The organism is Rhizobium sp. 18065, assembly GCF_902706095.1.
Taxonomy (GTDB): Bacteria; Pseudomonadota; Alphaproteobacteria; order Rhizobiales; family Rhizobiaceae; genus Allorhizobium.
Map to the genome: position 1 here is coordinate 854372 of NZ_CACSJP010000001.1, position 18314 is coordinate 872685.

The window sequence follows — 18314 nt, forward strand, 5'->3', positions numbered from 1 at the left end:
TAACTCAGTCTTTGTGCATGTGTTGCTTTTTGCATGGCCCACATTTTGAAAGGGCATATTGGCATTGTCGATGAAGATGAGCAGGTTTGGTCCATGGCGCTAAGCGACGGTTTGGCAAAGATCGCTGTCGCCTCCTACGGCTGGCTGGGGCTGGTTGCCTATCCGCTGTCGCGGCCTCTGCTTGCCTATCGTGCAGCCAAGGGCAAGGAAGACCGCGCCCGCCGCAACGAGCGTTTTGGTTACGCCAGTCTGGCTCGGCCCGTAGGTCCCATGGTCTGGATCCATGCCGCAAGCGTCGGTGAGACAGTGGCCGTCGTGCCGCTGATGCGCGAGCTTCGCCGTCGCGATGTGCATGTGTTGCTGACCACAGGCACGGTGACATCGGCGGAAGTGGCCCGCAATCGCCTGGGCGATACGGTGTTGCATCAATATGTGCCGCTCGATCTCCTGCCGGCCGTCCGCCGCTTTCTCGACTACTGGCAGCCGGACGTGGCCATCGGCGTCGAATCCGAAATCTGGCCGGCGACGCTGATGGAGCTGCACCGCCGCCAGATCCCGCAGATCCTCGTCAATGCCCGCATGTCGGACCGCTCGATCGACCGCTGGCTGCGCTACAAGTCGGTGGCCGAGGCCCTGTTCGGCAAGCTCGCACTGGTCATCGCGCAATCCGATGTCGATGCCGAGCGTTTCCGTGATCTCGGTGCCTGGCCGGTCGGCATTTCCGGCAATATCAAGGTCGACAGCGATGCGCCGCCCTGCGACGCCGCCGTGCTGGCTCGCTACATGCAGCAGATCGGCACCCGCAAGACCTGGGCTTCCATCTCGACATTCGAGGGCGAGGAAAAGATCGCCGCCATGGTGCATCGCGCCCTGAAAGCGCATACCGGCCTCCTGTCAATCATCGTGCCCCGCCATCCCGAACGCTCCGATGAAATCGAGGCGATGCTGGTGGAAAAAGGCCTGAAGGTCGCGCGCCGCACCCGCGGCGACGTGATCACGCCGGAGACCGATGTCTTTCTCGGCGATACGATCGGCGAAATGGGCCTCTATCTGCGCATGACCGATATCGCCTTCGTGGGCCGCTCCCTGTCTGCCGATGGTGGCCAGAACCCGCTGGAGCCGGCCATGCTCGGCTGCGCAATCCTGTCCGGTCCGCAGGTCAGCAATTTTCGCGAGAGCTATCAGCGACTGGTGCGCAACGGCTCCGCCCGCATCGTCCGCGACGCCGAGATGCTGGCCAAGGCCGTCCATTTTCTCATGACCAACGATCTCGCCCGCACCAAGATGATGGAAGCCGGTACCGAGAGCATGCAGGAAATGCGCGGCGCGCTGACCGCGACGCTGAAGGCGCTGGAGCCCTATATCAGCCCGCTTTCGGTCAAGGCCAAGCTTGAGCCGCGTGCGGCCAGCCAGAGCTGATTGACCACTTGCCTCAAGGGATGCCGAGATGAACACCAAGCCAGAGATTGCCGGTATCCTCTTCGACAAGGATGGCACGCTGCTCGATTTCGACGCGAGTTGGGGACCGGTCAATCGCATGGTCGCGCTGATGGCGGCCGATGGCGATCAGGCCTTGGCCGATCGGCTTCTGGCAGCCTGCGGCATGCATCCCGTTTCGGGCGACATCGTTCCCGACAGCCTGTTTGCCTCCGGCAATACCCACGAGATTGCCGAGGGTATGATCGCCGCCGGTTCGCCGCTGGCTCTGTCCGACCTCGTGCCGCGCATTGATGATTGCTTTGCCGAAGCGGCTAAGCTTTCGGTCCCGATCACCGAGCTTGAGCCGCTGTTTGCCCGCCTGCACGGACGTGGCCTGCGCCTTGGCATCGCGTCGAGCGACAATGAACGTTCCATCCGGGTCGCGGCAGACCGTTTCGGCATAACACAGTATGTCGATTTTGTCGCCGGCTACGACAGCGGCCATGGTGCCAAGCCGGAAGCCGGCATGGTGCTCGGCTTTTGCGCGGCAACCGGCCTTTCCCCCGCCCAGGTCGCCGTCGTCGGCGACAACAATCACGACCTGCACATGGGCCAGAATGCCGGCGCCGGGCTGAAGATCGGCGTGCTGTCCGGTACGGGATCGCGCGAGACGCTGACGCTTGCCTCCGACATGGTTCTTTCCGACATCACCGAACTCGAAGCGGTGCTCGGCTGACCCGTTTTGTTCCCATTTGATACACCGATGCTTGACCTTCTGACGCGCGCAAGGCTTCTTGTTGCTCGCTGGGATAGCGGGAGGAGCCGTTCATCCCGGCGGGCCAACCGTGTGGGGAGCAAGGGCAGGATGGTTTCGGAAGCACCGCCTTTCTGGTGGACAAGCATGGACTGGCGCGCGCGTTGCCTGCGGCCGGTCGGCTTCGTTTATGGCCGGATTGCAGCAAGCCTGATGAACCGCCGCCGTCGTCATGCCTTGGCCGTGCCGGTCATCTGCGTCGGCAATTTCACCGTCGGCGGCGCCGGCAAGACCCCGACCGCGATTGCCATCGCCCGTGCCGCCAAGGCAAAAGGGCTGAAGCCCGGTTTTCTCAGCCGTGGTTACGGCGGCTCGCTCGATGTGACCACGGTGGTCGATCCGCAGCATCATCGCTCGTCCGCCGTAGGTGATGAACCCCTGCTGCTCGCCCGGGAGGCGCTGACCGTGATTTCCCGGCGGCGCGTGGCGGGTGCCGAACGCCTGGTGGCGGAGGGCGTCGATCTGATCATCATGGATGACGGCTTCCAGAGTGCGCGGCTGAAGGTTGATTTTGCCCTTATTGTCATCGATACCGTCCGCGGCATCGGCAATGGCTGCACCGTTCCGGCCGGTCCCGTGCGCGCGCCCATTCGCACGCAGATGCGCCATCTCGACGCCATCCTCAAGGTCGGATCGGGCAGTGCCGCCGATGCGCTGGTGCGCCAGGCGTCGCGCGCCGGAAAGCCGGTTCTGGTCGCCCATGTGAAGCCGCGTGACGCACAGGACCTGAAAGGCAAGCCGGTGCTTGCCTATGCCGGCATTGCCGATCCGGGCAAGTTCTATCGCACGCTGGAGGACGTCGGCGCGGTGATCACCGATCGCCAGGGCTTCCCCGATCATCATCATCTCGCCGATGACGAAATCGCCGATCTTCTGGAGCGTGGAGAAAAGCAGGGCTTGCAACTCGTGACGACGGCCAAGGACCACGTGCGCCTCGCCGGTGGCCATGGTCAGGCAGCGCGGCTCGCCGAAAAATCGGTTGTGGTCGAAATCGACATGGCCTTTGACGATCCCAGGGCCCCTGATCAGATCATCGACAAGGCTATTGCCGCTTGCAGGGCTCGCAGGCTTGCTGCGAAAGCCTGAAGATCAGCGCGATTGATTGGGCAGCGCGCCAGCGCGTTTTTCGGCTTCCAGAGATGCTGCCGCATCCGCGTAAGCCTCCTGCCGCGCCACGCTCCAGTATTTCAACTCGTCGATCAGGATAGGCCGGCCGGTCATCGCGCAAACGACATGGCTGCCGGGTGTCAGAATCTGGAAGTCCGCGTCGAGATAGCGGATCTTGGCCTCGCGGTTGCCGCTGCCTTCGAAACGGTTCATCTGTTGTCTCCTGCGCCTGTCACGGTACTGCAATACAGCGCCCTCCGGGCGATTTCTAGAGCCGTCGGCGGAAAACAGCGCGCCTGCTTTTCCACGGCAAATACGGGAGCAGAGACGCGCCAACCACGCTGCGATGACCATCCTCAACTGCGGCCAAACAGGCGTTCGATATCCGACAGTTTGAGCTCGACATAGGTTGGCCGGCCGTGATTGCATTGACCGGAGCCGGGCGTCTGCTCCATCTGGCGCAGCAGCGCGTTCATTTCCTCGACGCGCAACTGCCGGCCGGAGCGCACCGAGCCATGGCAGGCCATGGTCGCAGCCACATGCTCGAGCCGGGCCGAGAGCCTGTCGGCCGTATCCCATTCGGCAATCTCGTCGGCCAGATCCTTGATCAGTCCGGTCACATCCATTTCGCCCAGCATTGCCGGCGTTTCGCGCACCGCAATGGCGCCCGGCCCGAAGCGCTCGACGGCAAGCCCCAATTGCTCCAGCGTTGGCGCATGCATCATCAGCCGGTCGCAGTCCTCCTCTGGCAGGTCGATGATCTCCGGGATCAGCAGGCCCTGCGAGGGAAGGCGGCGGCCGGTCAGCGCCTTGCGCATCTGCTCGAACACCAGACGCTCATGCGCGGCATGCTGGTCGACGATCACCAGTCCGTCGCCGGTCTGGGCCACGATGTAGTTGGCATGAACCTGCGCCCTCGCGGCGCCGAGCGGGAAGTTCGAAACGGGTTCGGCCGCGGCCGTGACCACCGATGCTTCGCTGCGGGCCGTTGGCTGGCTCAGGGCTTCGAATGCCGCCTGTCCCCCTTCGGCAAATGCAAAGCCTGAGCTGGCACCCGGCGACGGGTAGGCGGCAGTCATGGGAATTGTATCATTGCCGACCGGGCGATAGGGGGATGTCCCGGCAGACCAGTTTGCCGACGGCTGCGGGTTGAAGCCGGGGCGAAACGCCCGCAGCATGCCGCCGGCACCGGTGGTCGAGGACCGGTCACCTTCGCGCTGCAGCGCCTGACGCACAGCGCCGACGATCAGCCCGCGGACCAGACCCGGATCACGGAAGCGCACATCGGATTTGGCTGGATGCACGTTGACATCAACGAGGGCCGGGTCGAGCGCCAGCGACAACACGGCGACGGGGTAGCGCCCGTGCGGAATGGTTTCGGCATAGGCGCCGCGAATGGCCGACAGGATCTGCTTGTCCTGCACCGGACGACCGTTGACGAAGGCGTATTGATGCGCCGAGTTGCCGCGATTGAAGGTCGGAACGCCGGCAAATCCGGTCAGCTTGACGTCTTCGCGCTCGGCATCGAGCGCAATCGCATTGTCGCGGAAATCGGCACCGAGGATCTGGGCGATGCGGGCCAGGTGATCGTCGCCGGTGGATGGGAACTCCAGCGTCGAACGGTCGGTGCCCGAGAGCACAAAACGAATGCCGGGAAATGCGATCGCCATGCGCTTGACGATTTCGGTGATCGCGGCGGCCTCCGCCTTTTCCGTCTTCAGGAATTTCAGCCGGGCCGGGGTGGCAAAGAACAGGTCGCGGACCTCGACCGTCGTGCCGGGATTGGCGGCAGCTGGCCTGACCGAGCCGACCTTGCCGCCCTGCACCGAGATTTCAGCACCCGCAGGCGCACCGGCCGGCCGGCTGGTGATGGTTAGCTTGGCGACCGAGCCGATCGAGGGCAGGGCCTCGCCGCGAAAGCCGAGCGAGCGGATGTCGAACAGGGTCTGGCTGATCTTCGAGGTGCAGTGCCGGCGGATCGACAGCTCCAGATCCTCCGGCCCCATGCCGCAGCCATTGTCGACGATGCGCAGCAAGGTCTTGCCGCCACCGGCCGTCGCCACCTCGATCCGGGTCGCCCCCGCATCGATCGCGTTTTCGATCAGCTCCTTGGCAGCGCTGGCCGGTCGTTCGATGACCTCGCCAGCGGCAATCTGGTTGATCAGGGTTTCTGAGAGCTGTTTGATCATCATCATGCGGTCATTTTCCGGGATTCGGGCTGCCGGGGAAAGGCCTAAATACGGTGCCCTGATTTCGTTCGCATCATTAAGCGCGCCTTAACGGAAAGGCTCTAGTTTTCGAGACAACTTGAAATGTTTTCCACGGTGGGCTTGCGAGCCGATGGAGGAAGAGCGGATGGCCGGATCGCTCTTCATATACTCCCACCCGCCTCAAGTGATTGCCGGAATGTTCATTGCAAGCACGATTCCGATTCCAAACTTGTCGCGTTCAGTGATCAGGTTCTTTGAGGCAGCATTGTGAGCGAGTTTCCACCGGTCCCCGGCGACAACAGGGGACATAACGGAATAGCGGGCGAGACGTCAGACAGCTTTCTCCAGGCTGCGATGCTCGACGCCGTATCGGAAGCGCTGTCGGCTGCCTTTCTCGTTTACGATCGCAATGACCAACTGATCTTTGCCAGTCGCGCCGTGCGAAATTTTGTGCCGGCGCCGTCGAGTTTCTTTGCGCCCGGGACGCGCCTACGTGATTTCCTCGCCGCCGCCTATGACAACGGCTGGCGCGACCAGGGCGAAAATGCTGCCCAGAGTCGCGATGAATGGCTGAGCCGCCAGATTTCCGCCCATTGGAAAGAGCGCTCCGAACTGCAGCTTTGCAACGATGCCAGGCGCTGGACCCGCTATTCCAAGCGTCGCCTGCCATCCGGCTACGGCATCTGCGTCATTACCGATATCACCGAGCAGAAGAAGCGCGAAGACCAGTGGCGCGCTGACCTTGAACGGGTGCAACTGACCGAAGAAATTCTCGACAACCTGGCGCATCCGGTCTTCGTCCAGGATCGCAGTCTCCATCTCGTCGCGGTCAACAAGGTCTTCTGCGCGGCAATGGCTGTCGGAGCGGACAGTGCACTCGGCGGCAGCTTGGATGCCATTTTCGAGGCGGATCTTGCCACGGCGCTGACCAATGTCAGCCGGCATGTGCTGGACACGGGCATGAGCTCGTCGGTCACACTGAACATGCGCCTTTATGGCGATCCGTCCCGGCCGATACTGACCCATGTGCAGCGCGTCGGCAAACCCGGTCGCTATTTCGTCGTCGCAAGCCTCGGCGAGGTTGGCTCGATGGCCACGACCGTCGATATCGGCGTCGGCCAGACGGGTGGCGCTTTTACCAACCCGTCGCCGGTTCTGGATCCAAAGCCCGATCAGCGGCTTCGCGGCCGCAAGGCCCTGCTTGTCACCAGCGATCGGGATTTCGAGGCCGCAGCCCTCCACACGCTTGAGGTTCTCGGCCTCGACAGCTGTTGCGTGCGCAATGACGACGAACTGGATGCCTTCCTGAATGTCGCCCTCTCCGTCGGCGTTGCCATCGATCTTGCCATTGTCGACGTTCAGATGGATGTCCGATGCCTCGAGCTGATCCAGACCGGCGATGTCGATTATGTCACCATGGACGGCTATCAGCTGTCGACCGAACTGGCGTTCACGGTGCTCGATCGCCTGACGGCCCTGCAGGCGGCGCCGTCCCCGGTCGATGATTGGGAGATCAGCACCGAAGAGAGTGTCGAGCCGGCCAGGCCTCCAATATCGCCGTCGCTGGTTCTGGTGGCGGAAGACAATGAGATCAATCAGATTGTGTTCGCCCAGATCCTCGAAGGACTGGGATATGCCTATCGCATTGCCGCAACCGGCGAAGAAGTGGTGCGGCTTTGGCAGGAGCTCGCGCCGGCGATCATCCTGATGGATGTGACCCTGCCGGACATCAACGGGTTCGACGCCGCCCGCCGTATTCGGGAGCTGGAGCATGCCACCCTGATCACGACACCGATCATCGGTGTGCTGAGCCAGGCTTTCGAACGTGACCGTGAAGGCTGCTATTCGGCTGGTATGAATGACGTGATCCTGAAGCCCCTCAGCCCCGATATCATCGATGCGGCGCTGACACGTCTGGCACCAAGCATAGCGAAGGCAGCCTCTCTGGCTTGATCGCTGTCAACCCCCCAAATAAGGGGTCACCAAGCCCTGTCCGGCAAGCGATATCGATATGATAATTTTAATGTTTCCCGCTCATTCTCGCTGTCGTGGAAGGAACTGAATCAGGAATCGTGAATGGGCCCCGCTGGATCTGCCAACGAGCAGTTTAACCAGAACGAATTGCACGCAATGGCCTACACCGATCATCTGACCGGTCTGGGCAATCGCCACCGGCTGCGTGACAAGGCTCGTCAACTGGCCGCCGACCGGGCTGCTGATCCCGCGCCATTCACCGTCGGCATCGTCAATCTCGATGGTTTCAAGCCAATCAACGACCTATTCGGCCAGGCGGCCGGCGATGAAATCCTCTGCCAGGTCGCCCATCGCCTCAAGGCCTGCGCGCCCGACGGTGCCACTGTCACCCGCCACGACGGCGACGAGTTTGCCATCATCCTGCCCCTCGTCTTCGAACGCGCCGGCGCCGAACGGGCCGGCCAGATGATCAAGGACGTCCTGTCCGCTCCCTATGATCTCGGCGACCGCAACGTGCGCCTCTCCGCTTCGCTCGGCTTTGCGATCTATCCGTTTGCCGGCAATGACTTCGAGGAACTGATGAAGAGCGCCGAGACGGCGCTTTATCGCTCGAAACGCCGCGGCCGCGGCCAGATCACCGTCTATTCCCGCGAAATCGCCCAGGAAATGAAGCGCGCCACCCAGTTGGAGCAGGCCCTTCGCAACGCCATCATCAATGACACGGTCGATGTGCATTTCCAGCCGATCGTGCGCCTGCGCGACAACCGCGTCGTCGGCTTCGAAGCGCTCGCCCGCTGGATCGATCCCGATCTCGGTTTTGTCTCTCCCGCTGTATTCGTGCCGCTCGCCGAAGAGCGCGGTTTCATCGATACCCTGTCGGAAACGCTGCTGCGCAAGGCGGCCGAAGCAACGCTCGCCTGGCCGCGCGATCTGTTCCTGTCGTTTAACCTGTCTTCATGCCAGTTGATGGATCCGCGCACCTCATTCAGCACCTTGGCTATCCTCAACAGCGTCGGCTTCGACCCGCGGCGGCTGGAACTGGAAATCACTGAAACCGCCGTGATGACCTCGGCCGATACCGCGCGCCGCATCATCAAGGATCTGAAGGATGCCGGCATCCGCATCTCGCTGGATGACTTTGGCACAGGTCAGTCAAGCCTCGGCCGGTTGCGCGAATTCACCTTCGACAAGGTCAAGATCGACCGCGCCTTCGTCTCGGCGATCACCACCGACCGCACCTCCGAACACATCATCAAGGCGATCGTCACCATGTGCGAAGGCCTGGATCTCGAAGTGGTCGCCGAAGGCATCGAGACAGAGGCCGAAGCCGACAAGCTGCGTGCGCTTGGCTGCGGCATGGGCCAGGGCTACTTTTTCGGCAAGCCGGTCGATACTGCAGCAACCTTGCGTTATCTCAGCGAACATCACCACGAATTCGCCCTCGTCGAACGGGCTTCGGCCTAACCCACCTGCTGAATGCCTCAGGTCTGCGCCAGCAGCCAGTCGCGCACCCGGGTCGCTGCGCCATTCAACTCGCGGGACCGCGGCCAGACCACGTAGAAGGCGTTGCCCGTCAGCAGCGCGTGACCTCCGACCTCGACCAGTTGCCCCTGCTTGACCAGACGATCGACCAGATGCGTCCACCCGAGCGCAATGCCTTCGCCGGCAAGCACGGCCTGGACCACCAGGACATAGTCATTGATCGCCAGGCGCCGTCCCGTCGGCTTGTAGTCGATCCCGGCCGAGGCGAACCATTCGGGCCAGTTACACGCCTGCCGCACCGGCTCCTCCAGCCAGATCAGCCGATGCTGCGCCAGCGCAAGCGGCGTCTCCGGCCAGCCATGCGCCTCGACAAAAGCGGGGCTGGCCACCGCCGTCACCACTTCGGGCGCAAGTTGGGCTGCGTGATAATGCGGCCAGTCCTTCGGGTCGCCGCCGCGCACACCGAGCGGGATCGCTTCATCCTCCAGGTCGAGATCACGCACGCTGGTCTGGATGCGCAGATCGATATCCGCCAGGTCCGCGCGCAACGCCGTCAAACGCGGCAGCATCCACATCGAGGCAAAGGCCGTCGATGCGGCCAGCGTGACGTTGACTTCGCGACCCTTGCTGCGGATGTCTTCCGCCGCCCGGCCGATCCGCGACAGTCCGGCCGAGACGTCGGCATGGAAACGTTCACCAACCTCGGTCAGCTTGGCGGCTCGGTGCTGCCGCTCGAAAAGCTGGGCGCCGAGCTGCTGTTCCAGTCCGCGAATGGCATAGGATACGGCCACCTGCGACATGCCGAGCTCTTCCGCCGCGCGGGTGAAATTCTCATGCCGGCCGGCAACTTCGAAAATCACCAGTGCATTGGCCGAGGGGATCAGGCTGCGAAAACTTGTCATAAGGTCAGCTTATTGCATATCCAGACTTTTTCCAGCGTCACAGCCCGATTTCACAAGGCTAGCCTTCAGAAAAATCAGGGGAAAGCACAATGGATGGTGATCTGGTGGAAACTGGCCGGCCGCGCCGGACGCGACCGGGACGGCGCGAGGCGTCAGCCGCACCGCATTTGAAGGTGCCGTTCATCAGGCGCAATATCCCGACCTACGACATTTTGTCGGAAGAAAACCTCCAGCGGATCGAAAAGACGGCAGACCGGATCTTGGCCGAAATCGGCATCGAATTTCGTGACGATCCCCAAACGCTCGACCTGTGGCGCAGCGCTGGTGCCGAGATGGACGGGGTGCGCGTGCGCTTTCCGCCCGGCATGTTGCGCGAGATCGTCGCATCGGCGCCGCAGCGGTTCGTCCAGCATGCGCGCAACCCGGCCAACAATGTCGAGATCGGCGGCAGTGCCGTGGTGTTTTCGCCGGCCTATGGCTCGCCCTTTGTCATGGATCTCGACAAGGGCCGCCGCTACGGCACGATCGAGGATTTCCGCAATCTCATCATGCTTGCCCAGTCGAGCCCCTGGCTGCACCATTCCGGCGGCACGATCTGCGAGCCTGTCGATCTGCCGGTCAACAAGCGCCACCTGGAAATGGTCTACAGCCACATCAAGTACTCCGACCGCGCCTTCATGGGCTCGGTGACGGCCGAGGAGCGGGCCGAGGAATCGATCGAGATGGCCCGCATCCTGTTCGGCGCCGATTTTGTCAATGAGAACTGCGTCATCCTCGGCAATGTCAACGTCAACTCGCCACTCGTCTGGGACGGCACTATGACCAAGGCGCTGCGGGCCTATGCACGCGCCAACCAGGCAGCCGTCATTGTGCCGTTCATCCTCGGCGGCGCCATGGGTCCCGTCACCAATGCCGGCGCGATTGCCCAATCCTTTGCCGAGACACTTGCCGGCTGCGCGCTGACCCAGCTGGAGCGAAAAGGCGCGCCGGTGATCTTCGGCAACTTCCTCTCCTCGATGTCGCTGCGCTCGGGCTCGCCCACCTTCGGCACGCCGGAGCCGGCGATCGGCTCGATGGTGATCGGCCAGCTCGCCCGCAGGCTGAAACTGCCGCTGCGCTGTGCCGGCAACTTCTCCAATTCCAAATTGCCGGATGCTCAGGCTATGCAGGAAGGCGTCATGTCGATGTTGTCGGCCGTGCATTGCGGCGCCAATTTCATCCTGCATTCTGCCGGTTTCGTCGATGGCCTGCTTGCCATGTCCTATGAGAAGTTCATGATGGACAGCGATTTCTGCGGTGCCTTGCATTCCTATCTCGCGGGCGTCGTCGTCGATGACAACACCTTGGCGATGGATGCCTTCCTCGAAGTCGGTCCCGGCAGCCATTTCCTCGGCTCGGCCCATACGATGCGCAACTACCAGACGGCTTTCTGGGATAGTGCTGTCTCCGACAACGAACCGTTCGAGAAATGGTCGGAAGCCGGCTCGACCGACATGGCCACCCGCGCCAATCTGCGGTGGAAAAAGACGCTGGCCGACTACTCCGCGCCGCCTCTGGACATCGCCATCGACGACGCCTTGCGCGACTATATTGATCGCACCAACCGCGCGCGCCCTGACGCCTGGTACTGAGACGCCTGGTATTGAACTGGAACCGATCACGCATGACCGCAAGCAATGACCCGCTTCTCCAGCCCTATCGGTTGAAGCATCTCACGCTGAAGAACCGCATCATGTCGACCGCGCATGAGCCGGCCTATTCGGAAGCCGGCATGCCGACGGAGCGCTACAGGCTGTATCATGTGGAGAAGGCCAAGGGCGGCATCGCGCTGACCATGACGGCCGGATCGGCCAGCGTCAGTCGCGACAGCCCGCCCGCCTTCGGCAACCTGCTTGCCTACAGAGACGAGATCGTCCCGCATCTGAAGCGCCTGACCGACGACTGTCACGAGCACGGTTGCGCCGTGATGATCCAGCTTACCCATCTCGGCCGCCGCACCAACTGGAACAAGGGCGACTGGCTGCCGGTGCTGGCGCCCTCGGCGATCCGCGAACCCGCCCACCGGCATTTCCCCAAGGAAATCGAGGACTGGGACATCGAGCGCATTGTCGCCGATTATGCCAGTGCGGCCGAGCGCATGCAGGCCGCCGGTCTCGATGGCATCGAGTTCGAGGCCTATGGCCACCTGATGGACAGCTTCTGGTCGCCGGCGACCAACCGGCGCGACGACGCGTTCGGTGGCAGCCTCGAAAACCGCATGCGTTTCTCCGATATGGTGACCGAGGCGGTTCGCAAGGCTGTCGGCCCCGATTTCATTGTCGGAATCCGCATGGTCGCCGACGAGGACTGGGACAAGGGCCTGTCAAGGCAAGAGGGGATCGAGATCGCCCGTCGTTTTGCCGCTTCCGGCAAGGTCGATTTCCTCAACATCATCCGCGGCCATATCGAGCATGATGCCGCCCTCAACAACGTCATCCCGATCCAGGGCATGGCGGCTTCACCACATCTCGATTTTGCCGGTGAAGTCAGGGCGGCGACGAAGTTCCCGGTCTTCCATGCCGCCCGCATCGCCGATGTCGCAACGGCCCGCCATGCGATCGCCGAGGGCAAGCTCGACATGGTCGGCATGACCCGCGCCCACATCGCTGATCCGCATATCGTCAGAAAGATCGCCGAGGGCCGCGAGGCCGAGATCCGGCCTTGCGTCGGCGCCACCTACTGTCTCGATCGTATCTATGAGGGCGGCGAGGCGCTCTGTATTCACAATGCGGCGACCAGCCGCGAGGCCCTGATCCCGCATGAGCTTGCAAAGGCCGTCATGCCTCGCAAGGCTGTCGTCATCGGCGCCGGACCGGCGGGTCTGGAGGCGGCCCGCGTGCTCGCCGAGCGCGGCCATGCCGTCGAGGTGCTGGAGGCGATGGGCGAGGCCGGCGGTCAGGTCAATCTTCTGGTGCGAAACCCGCGCCGCAAGGAAATGGTCGGCATTGTCGACTGGCGCCTGGCAGAACTTGAGCGGCTCGGCGTGCCGATCCACTACAACACCTATGCCTCGGCAGAGGACGTGCTGGAACGCAACCCTGATCTCGTCGTGGTCGCGACCGGTGGCATCGGCCAGTCGCCGGAGCTTGAGGCCGGCGATGATCTCGTGGTGTCGAGCTGGGATATTCTCGCCGGGACGACCAGGCCCGAGGCCTCGGTCCTGCTGTTCGACGACAATGGCGGCCATCCGGGCATGAGCGCTGCGGAGGTGATCGCCAATGCCGGTGCCGAGCTGGAACTGGTGTCGCCGGAGCGCTTCTTTGCTCCCGAAATGGGCGGCATGAACCATGTGCCCTATGCCAAGGTCTTCGCCGAGAAGAATGTGCGCGTGACGATCAACACGCGCCTGCTCGCGGTCCGTCGCGACGGAAACGGACTCGTCGCCACGCTGGGGTCGGATTTTTCCGACGCCCGCACCGAACGCCGCGTGGCCCAGGTCGTCGTCGAGCATGGAACGATGGCCAATGCCGATCTCTATCTCGAGCTGAAGCCGCTGTCGCGCAACAGGGGCGCGGTCGATTATGGCGCACTTGTCGCACGTCGTGCGCCGCTGCCGCAACTCGATCAAGCGGCGACGTTCGATGTCATCCGCATCGGCGACGCGATCGAGAGCCGCAACATTCACGCTGCGGTCTATGATGCCTTGCGCTACTGCAGCCTTCTATAGGCGCAAGGAAAAGGCGGCGCTGGAAGCGCCGCCCATTGAAACGTCAACACGTCTCTCGTTCCGGAATTAGTTCTTCGTCGACGAGGTAGTTGTGTTGTCTGCCGGCATGGTTGCCGGAGCAGTTGCGCTCGCATCTGCGGCCTGGTCGTCAAGCGTCTTGAATTCAGGCGCATTGCGCAGGCTGTCTGCGGTCTCTGTGGTGGTCAGGCGCACTTCGCCTTCGGCACCGTTTTCACCTGCTTCGCGAGTCAGCGTGATCTTGCCGAACGGAACGGCGACGTTCTTTTCGCCGATGCCGAGGAAGCCGCCGACGCCGACAACGGCTGCGACGATGCCGCCATCCTTTTCGACCAGAAGGTCGTTGATGTCACCGATGCTCTGGTTGTCGCCGGTGTAGATCGCCTGACCCATGAAGTCGTTGGCGCTCATCTGCGATTCGCTCTGGGCGGTCAGATAGCTGTCGCTTGCGGCAGCGCCTGTGGTGGTCTGGGCGGTCGTGCCCATCGTGCCTGTCGCATCCGTGCCGGTGGTCGCATCAGGAGCCACTGGGGTGGCGGCCGGCGCGCCTGTCGTGCTTTCGGTGCCGGCTGCAGGCGCAGTTGCGTCCTGTGCAACGGCGAAAGGTGCGATGGCTGTGGAACCCAGCAGCATGGCTGCGGCGAATGTTTTAAAGGACTTGTTCATGATGGACTACCTTTCCTCTGAGATCGTCTTTCGACTGACGCCACCGGCCCTTGTCGGGTCACTCATGCAGCGTCGGTTCGAGAGGAAAATGTCTGGCAGGTCCGATCGTTCCGATTTTTTCTCGGTTTATTTTTCACCGGTTAGGGGAACATTTGCGCGGTTATTTGGTTTGCGGGGCCCCACAAGAGGCCGCCGCAAACCATTGTAACGATTGAATTCAGAGCTTGAAGCGTGGTTCTGCACGCCCCTGCACGGCAATGCCGAGCTCGAAGGTTGCGCCCGCAAGCGGGTCGGTTTTCAACGCCTCGGCCGATAGGCCTTCGAAGCATGACGTGACCGCCAGACGGTCGAGCTTCGGGCCGAAAAACGCCGGGCAGGTAACGCGGCGCGCCGGCATTTCATAACGCGCGATCTGGCGACCATCCGGCGCATAGCGGTCGACGGCGCCGCCGTCCCAGTTCGCGTTCCAGATCGTCCCTTCGGCATCCACCACCGATCCGTCGATGACGCCCGTCGTGCGTGCCGACTGATCGACCAGCACGCTTGGCTCGCCGATGGGCAGGCCCGTCGCCGGATCGACGCTGACGCGCATCAGATGGTTGACCTTGGAATCGTTGAAATAGCCGATCGTCCCGTCCGGCGAGAAGCAGATCGAGTTCGGAATGCTGACGGCGTTGAAGAGCTTGGTCACTGTCGTGCCGGCCACGTGATAGATGGCACCGGCGCCGGTCTCGGCCGTTCGGCTCATCGTGCCGATCCACAGCGCGCCGCTGGGATGCATGCGTCCGTCATTGGAGCGGTTCTGCGCCTTGCCGGGTTCGATTTCGACATAAGGACGCAGCGCGCCCGACACTGCGTCACGCAGGAAAAGCCCCTTGTCGGACGCGAGCAGGTGCTGTTTGTCATCGATCACGGCAAACACGCTGCCGAGGAACGGCAGGTCGTGTTTGGTCAAGGTTCCAGAGGCGATATGGAGCTGGCAAAGGGTCTTGCCGAGAATGTCGAACCACCAGAGGCAATCGGTAAGCGCATCATAGCTTGGGCCTTCGCCCAATTCCAGCCGCTCTTCCGTGAGAACTTTACCTGTGAATGGTACTGTTGAAATCACTCTACTCTCCTGCATTGGTCGCAGCGACCTTTGCCGCTGCACCCCTTTGTTTGACAGGGGTTTACGGTAAAATAAAGAGGTTGCTGGACGCAGAGTGGTTTACAAGTCTATTGTGTGACAACTTGGGGAACGGATTCGTTGGTGCTGGATATCAGACCCGACATGAGGTCGCGTTCTCGATAAATCCCGCGATCGCGTACCAGACAAAAAGCCTGACAACATGGTTTCGTGTGGCGCTGTTTGGGATTCGGAGTTGATGACATTTTGCTGTGCCAATGTCTGGAAGACAGACTGGTGCTGCCATGGATTGGGAATACCGCCTTGGAAAATGTGGATCGTCATGATGGCCGAACATATCGTGCAGAAAATGATGCCATGACCACGAACGATACCCCCGACTCCAGCCGCATCGAGGCGCTGGTGATCGAGGTGAAAAGCTTCAAGACGCAGTTCGACGTGTTTCGCTTCATGAAGCGGGCAACCGAGCAATACGGTTCGCGCGCATTCATGGTTCTGAACATGCCGGGCGCAACGTCGCTGGATCTGTCCAGCAGTTCGATCATCACCAACTGGCCGGCCGACCTGCTGACCGAATTCGACCAGGGTGCCCTTTTGTCCGGAAGCCCGGTGCTGGCCGTGCTACGCCGCGCCTCCATTCCCTTCGCCTACGATATCGATGAGGTCGCAGCGCAGCGCGATCCACGCAGTGCCGAACTTTCAAAAACGCTGTTTCATCGCTTCCGCATGAACCGCGGCGCCTATTTCCCGGTGCACGATGCGACAGGTGCGCGCGGTGCCGTATCGTTCAGCGGCGAGCGCAAGCCGTTCACTGTGCGTGAGATGATGGAGCTGAGCTATCTGTCCGCCCACGTCTTCAACCGGCTGGCTGAAATCCGTGACATGGACAGCCGCAACAGCGACATGCTGACCGAGCGCGAACTGGATTGCCTCAACTGGACCGCTGCCGGCAAGACCAGCGTCGAGATCGCCGAAATCCTGACATTGTCCGAGCACACCATCAATCACTACCTGAACCGCGCCACCAAGAAGCTCGACGCCGTCAACCGCACGCAGGCAGTCGCCAAGGCGCTTCGCCTCGGCTTGATTAAATAAGTCTGACCTCTGTTGCTTTTTTGTGCGGCAAGCACCTCAAGCGCCCAGATTGGTGGCAGGCGGAGACCTGGTTAAGCTTTTCTGCCGCAAAATCCGTCCGGAAATGCCGGTTCTTCTGCAGTTCCCGGTCTGGCACGCTTCCTGCATCCTGAATGTCAGTCCAGAGGGGACGCTGCATGGCACCCAGCCAAGGGTGCTGCAAGGACAAGCCGCCGCGGTGAACATCGGTTCCTGCTGGCGGCTTTCCTGTTTTCTGGCCTGCTTGCCTTTTCCCCGTGCTTTATCCACTCCATGCCGCCATGGGGCGTTTTGTCTCCGCATTTGCGGTTGGCGAAGCCGCTCGCCTCCATTATCTACGCTGTCAAGACTCTCTACGCTTTGACGCCAGAGCCTAGATAATCAGCCAGGAAAGAGGATGTCATGACCGAGTTGACCCGCGAGCAGGTTCTGGACGCACTGGGGCGCGTGCGGGGTCCCGATCTCGATCGCAGCATCGTCGAGCTGAAGATGGTTTCGGATGTCTTCATCTCCGACGGCAAGGTCTACTTCTCGATCACCGTGCCGGCCGAACAGGCCGAGGCGCTGGAGCCTTTGCGCCAGGCAGCAGAACGCACGGTCAAGGCCATTCCGGGCGTCAAGTCGGTTCTGGCCAGCCTGACGGCGGAGCGCAAGCAGGGTTCGGCGCCATCGCCCCGTCCGCAGCCGCCAGCCGCCGCTGCCGCCGGGCATGATCATGGACATAGCCATGGGCACGCGCATGGTCACAGCCACGCCCAGCCGCAGCCGCAGCCGCAGCGCACCAAGGCCGGCGTGCCGGGCATCGATGCGATCATTGCCGTTGCTTCCGGCAAGGGCGGCGTCGGCAAGTCGACCACCGCCGTCAATCTGGCGCTGGGTCTCAAGGCCAACGGATTGCGTGTCGGCATTCTCGACGCCGACGTCTACGGCCCTTCCATGCCGCGTCTTCTCGGCATTACCGGTCGTCCGCAGCAGATCGAAAACCGCATCATCGTGCCGATGGAGAATTACGGTATCAAGGTCATGTCGATGGGTTTCCTCGTCGACGAAGGCACCGCGATGATCTGGCGCGGGCCGATGGTGCAATCGGCACTGATGCAGATGTTGCGGGAAGTCGCCTGGGGTGACCTTGATGTTCTGGTCGTCGACATGCCGCCGGGCACGGGCGATGCCCAGTTGACCATGGCCCAGCAGGTGCCGCTTTCCGGTGCCGTCATCGTCTCGACACCGCAGGACCTCGCCCTGATCGATGCCCGCAAGGGGCTGAACATGTTCAACAAGGTCGAGGTGCCGGTGCTCGGTATCGTTGAGAACATGAGCTATTTCATCGCGCCCGACACCGGCAATCGCTATGATATCTTCGGACATGGCGGAGCCCGTGCCGAGGCCGAGAAGATCGGCGTGCCCTTCCTCGGCGAAGTGCCGCTGACGATTGCGATCCGCGAAACCTCGGATGCCGGAACACCGGTGGTCGTTTCCGATCCGGACGGACCGCAGGCCGCCGTCTATCGCCAGATCGCCGAAAAGGTCTGGAACGAGGTCAAGGCCCACTCGGGTCGGACAGCGCCGGCCATCGTTTTCGAATAGCCGCGCCGGTCAGGGCAGTCAGCGCTTGCGGTTGGTTCTGCAGGTGCCTCGTTTTCGCTGGATTGCGAGCAGGTTCCGGGCACCTGTTTGTTGCGGTTAGGGTGCTTCGGGAATAGGAGCAGTGTTTCCCGCACAATACTGCAGTGCAAAATTCGACTTGCCTTTTTCTAGCCATTTGTGTTTGGGTCCG

14 protein-coding genes are annotated in these 18314 nt (G+C 62.2%); 9 read left to right on the forward strand and 5 right to left on the reverse strand.

All coding sequences use genetic code 11. The features are described from left to right. The first annotated feature begins 93 nt into the window (after window positions 1–93). The 3 genes from waaA (at window position 94) to lpxK (ending at window position 3319) form a co-directional block, all read left to right on the forward strand. Window positions 94–1419, forward strand: coding sequence for a lipid IV(A) 3-deoxy-D-manno-octulosonic acid transferase (gene waaA, locus GVK95_RS04065; protein ID WP_159946790.1), 1326 nt, complete (start codon window positions 94–96; stop codon window positions 1417–1419). A gap of 28 nt (window positions 1420–1447) precedes the next feature. Next, window positions 1448–2155, forward strand: coding sequence for an HAD family hydrolase (locus tag GVK95_RS04070; protein WP_159946792.1), 708 nt, complete (start codon window positions 1448–1450; stop codon window positions 2153–2155). Window positions 2156–2284: 129 nt separating this feature from the next. Then, window positions 2285–3319, forward strand: coding sequence for a tetraacyldisaccharide 4'-kinase (gene lpxK / locus GVK95_RS04075; RefSeq protein ID WP_159946794.1), 1035 nt, complete (start codon window positions 2285–2287; stop codon window positions 3317–3319). Window positions 3320–3322: 3 nt separating this feature from the next. Here lpxK and GVK95_RS04080 read toward each other — a convergent pair whose 3' ends face one another. Both GVK95_RS04080 and mutL read right to left on the reverse strand, forming a co-directional pair. Then, window positions 3323–3553, reverse strand: coding sequence for a DUF2093 domain-containing protein (locus GVK95_RS04080; protein WP_159946796.1), 231 nt, complete (start codon window positions 3551–3553; stop codon window positions 3323–3325). A gap of 143 nt (window positions 3554–3696) precedes the next feature. Next, window positions 3697–5532: a DNA mismatch repair endonuclease MutL gene (mutL, locus tag GVK95_RS04085; RefSeq protein WP_159947464.1), complete on the reverse strand. Its 1836-nt coding sequence runs from the start codon at window positions 5530–5532 to the stop codon at window positions 3697–3699. A gap of 285 nt (window positions 5533–5817) precedes the next feature. Here mutL and GVK95_RS04090 point away from each other — a divergent pair, with 285 nt between their 5' ends. Next, window positions 5818–7503 carry a response regulator gene (locus tag GVK95_RS04090; RefSeq protein ID WP_159946798.1) on the forward strand — a complete coding sequence of 562 codons (1686 nt, stop codon included), beginning with the start codon at window positions 5818–5820 and terminating at the stop codon, window positions 7501–7503. A 123-nt stretch (window positions 7504–7626) separates the two neighbouring features. Beyond that, window positions 7627–8988 carry an EAL domain-containing protein gene (locus GVK95_RS04095; RefSeq protein WP_159946800.1) on the forward strand — a complete coding sequence of 454 codons (1362 nt, stop codon included), beginning with the start codon at window positions 7627–7629 and terminating at the stop codon, window positions 8986–8988. A gap of 17 nt (window positions 8989–9005) precedes the next feature. Here the strand turns inward: GVK95_RS04095 and GVK95_RS04100 are convergent, their stop codons facing one another. Further along, window positions 9006–9908, reverse strand: coding sequence for a LysR substrate-binding domain-containing protein (locus GVK95_RS04100; RefSeq protein ID WP_159946802.1), 903 nt, complete (start codon window positions 9906–9908; stop codon window positions 9006–9008). 89 nt (window positions 9909–9997) lie between these two features. Between GVK95_RS04100 and GVK95_RS04105 the strand changes: the two genes are divergently transcribed. Further along, window positions 9998–11539 carry a trimethylamine methyltransferase family protein gene (locus GVK95_RS04105; protein WP_159946804.1) on the forward strand — a complete coding sequence of 514 codons (1542 nt, stop codon included), beginning with the start codon at window positions 9998–10000 and terminating at the stop codon, window positions 11537–11539. 32 nt (window positions 11540–11571) lie between these two features. Further along, window positions 11572–13614, forward strand: a complete 2043-nt coding sequence (locus tag GVK95_RS04110; protein ID WP_159946806.1) for an NADH:flavin oxidoreductase — start codon at window positions 11572–11574, stop codon at window positions 13612–13614. A gap of 66 nt (window positions 13615–13680) precedes the next feature. Here GVK95_RS04110 and GVK95_RS04115 read toward each other — a convergent pair whose 3' ends face one another. Both GVK95_RS04115 and GVK95_RS04120 read right to left on the reverse strand, forming a co-directional pair. Beyond that, the gene (locus tag GVK95_RS04115; RefSeq protein WP_159946808.1) at window positions 13681–14298 is read right to left on the reverse strand and encodes a PRC-barrel domain-containing protein; all 618 of its coding nucleotides are present in this window, start codon (window positions 14296–14298) and stop codon (window positions 13681–13683) included. A 217-nt stretch (window positions 14299–14515) separates the two neighbouring features. Next, window positions 14516–15406 (reverse strand): SMP-30/gluconolactonase/LRE family protein, encoded by an 891-nt coding sequence (locus tag GVK95_RS04120; protein WP_159946810.1) that lies wholly within the window; start codon window positions 15404–15406, stop codon window positions 14516–14518. A 375-nt stretch (window positions 15407–15781) separates the two neighbouring features. On the opposite strand from GVK95_RS04120, the gene GVK95_RS04125 reads away from it, so the two are divergent. Beyond that, window positions 15782–16519, forward strand: coding sequence for an autoinducer binding domain-containing protein (locus tag GVK95_RS04125; protein WP_159946812.1), 738 nt, complete (start codon window positions 15782–15784; stop codon window positions 16517–16519). A gap of 420 nt (window positions 16520–16939) precedes the next feature. Beyond that, entirely contained in the window at window positions 16940–18124 is a 1185-nt protein-coding gene (gene apbC / locus GVK95_RS04130) for an iron-sulfur cluster carrier protein ApbC (protein ID WP_159946814.1), read from the forward strand. Window positions 18125–18314 lie beyond the last annotated feature (190 nt).